General features: G+C 42.2%; 3 protein-coding genes. All 3 read left to right on the top strand.

What is annotated here, in order from left to right; genetic code table 11:
• Positions 1-697, top strand: a 697-nt coding sequence (locus tag L692_RS0114005; RefSeq protein WP_025700789.1) for an aldo/keto reductase, incomplete at its 5' end; no start/stop codon positions are given.
• 264 nt (positions 698-961) lie between these two features.
• The gene (locus tag L692_RS0114000; protein WP_025700787.1) at positions 962-1,483 is read left to right on the top strand and encodes a hypothetical protein; all 522 of its coding nucleotides are present in this window, start codon (positions 962-964) and stop codon (positions 1,481-1,483) included.
• Positions 1,484-1,562: 79 nt separating this feature from the next.
• Positions 1,563-2,450 carry a hypothetical protein gene (locus L692_RS0113995; protein WP_025700785.1) on the top strand — a complete coding sequence of 296 codons (888 nt, stop codon included), beginning with the start codon at positions 1,563-1,565 and terminating at the stop codon, positions 2,448-2,450.
• Positions 2,451-2,639 lie beyond the last annotated feature (189 nt).

The raw sequence follows: 2,639 nt of genomic DNA, 5'->3' as shown, positions 1-2,639 counted from the left end.
CCGCCGCAAGCGCGAGGACTGGATCGTCGCAACCAAGTTCGGCCATCATTTCAGCGGCTATCTCAAGCGGGAGCAACTGTGGAGCGCAGACGATGTTCTGAAGCAGCTGGACGACTCGCTGCGCGCGCTGCGGACCGAATATGTGGATCTGTACCAGTTCCATTCCGGCACCGACGCCGATTTCGACAACGACAAGCTGTGGAATATGCTGGATGCGCAGAAGCGGGCGGGGAAAATCCGCCACTTGGGCATTTCCATCAACACCGCGAATGACGGGGTGCATCAGACATCCTCCGCCCCGCAGATCGGCGCAGAGGCGATTCAGGTGGTCTATAACCGGCTGGAACGGCAGCCGGAAGAGAAGCTGTTCCCGCTGTGCAAGGAGCATAGCCTTGGGGTGCTGGCCCGGGTTCCGCTGGCAAGCGGATACCTTAGCGGCAAATATAAGGCGGATGCGGTGTTCCAGGCCAGCGATGTGCGGGCGAACCATGATGCGAAGAAGCGCGAGGGGCAACTGCGCATCGTTGCCGAAATCGCTGCGAACGAGGTGCCGGCGGGACTGGACATGGCGCAGTGGGCGCTGGCCTGGTGCCTGCGGCATCCGGCGGTAACGAGCGTGATCCCGGGCTGCAAGAATGTACCGCAGGTCGTCTCGAACGCCCGGGCCGCCGACCTGGATCTGGTGGCCGAGGGGTAGCAGAGGGCGGCAACGCAGCCCAAAAAAGCTTGCCGAAATGCTTGGAATTAGTCAGGACCGGACCAGTCAGATCAAGCAGAAATATGGACTCGGTAAAACCAGGTGAAACTCCTTTCTTATGCAAAATATATTTGCGTATTACATTAACACGTGCGCTGTTAACCGAAATCTGTAAATTGTGATCACATCTTATTATGAGATGATTTGTATTTTTTTCTATTTAATGTATAATGTAGGTATCTCTCAAGAAGGTGAGGAGCAATAATGAAAAAAAAAGTTTTGAGATCCGCATCTATAATTCTACTGGGAACAGGGATTGTCGGGTTATCTTGGGCTACAGCAAATTATAATCATGTACTTGCATCTCCTATTGGTATAGAAAAAACAAAGGTGGATTCGTCTAATCCAAAGACGGTGGCCAAAAAATATTTTGATGCCTTCTTAGCGAATGATATCGAGAATATGATTAATTATTCAAAAGATGTAAACTATTTAGATGAAAAAAGCCGTAGGGAGGGATATGAAGAATTTAAGCCTTCTCATTTAGAAAGTTATGAAATCGTCAGTTATCAAGAAGCTCGAAACGACAAAATAGATATTTTAGTGCAATATAAGTATTCTGACATGGATTTTTACCCCAAACTACCGTATAGCATAATTAAAGATGAATTAGGTTGGAAAGTACTTATTAAACCACTAATAGTAAATCTCAACAAAAATTCACCCGAATATGGAAATGTAAAAGAAGGGATTCCTATGTATAAAATAAAATTAGAGGGAAAGTGACATTTATTGCCTTATAATCTCTTGTTATATTATATAATGTATTTATTACCATCATTATTCATGACAGGAGATGTTGTTATTGAAAAAAATAATTCAAATGTTCGCAGTATTTTCCTTAGTCGGTTTATTAATGATTTCAAGTGTAAATGCAGCACAAGTCAACTCAACTGACTCTAAAGGTTTAGGTCAAGCTAGTCCCAAAACTGCACTGAAAGTAGCGAATGATTACTTTACTGCCTATATCTCTCAGGATGTAGAAGGTCAAATTGCTAATGCTGTCGATACAAACTATTTAGATGAAAAAAGCCGTAGAGCGGGACTTGTAGAATTTGCGGATGTAAACGTAACTGATTACAAAATATTAAGCTACAAAGAAGTTTCGGATACACAGATTGACCTTTCTGTTCAATTAGTCTATCCTTCTATCCCTAATTATCCAAGCTTGCCATTCAGTGTAATTAAATATGAGGATGGATGGAAAGTATTAATCAAGGCATATGATGTGAATTTAGACACAACTTCTCCCGATTATGGAACCATTAAAGCAGGTTTACCCCTGTATAAAAAAGTAACTTTTAATCAAGATTTAGTTCAATCCAGAACTGTTATGTTGGATTATTACGCATTTAGTGGTTTAGGACAGGGAACTGTTTTGCTCGGGGAGGATACTTTTAACATTGCTTCGGGAAATACAACGGTCACTATTAATGGATGGCAAACGGTAGACCAAATAATGACAAGTGCTTGGTCTCCTGGAGTGAAGTATGCGATTGTAACAGTTTCAGGTTCAACTACGAATTGGTTTGGTCAAAAAACTATTAATGATATTATTTCGCAAAACGATGTGTGGTATACTGAATATATTACACTAACCCAAGCCCCTATATCCAACGCTAGAATTCAAATAACAGGAACAGGTAGTTATTGCACAATGGAAGGTGCAGGGAACGTTTACGCCATCAATTAATGTAAATAAATTAAAGAACCTTCCACTATTTATACTTTTTGGAAGGTTCTTTTTTGATGATTATCAAATCGAGTGCGACATTTCTTACATCTCACATTACGCACTTTGCATCCAGTTGAGCCAGGGTATTTAAGCCCATTTTTAAAAGGGAAGTCACGCCTGTTGATTAACCACTAAATGGTAGAAAAA

This window comes from Paenibacillus forsythiae T98 (assembly GCF_000520735.1).
In the GTDB taxonomy this organism is placed as follows: Bacteria; Bacillota; Bacilli; order Paenibacillales; family Paenibacillaceae; genus Paenibacillus_AQ; species Paenibacillus_AQ forsythiae.
Note: the sequence above shows the minus strand (reverse complement) of the source record. Positions and strands in the feature narration are given on the sequence as shown.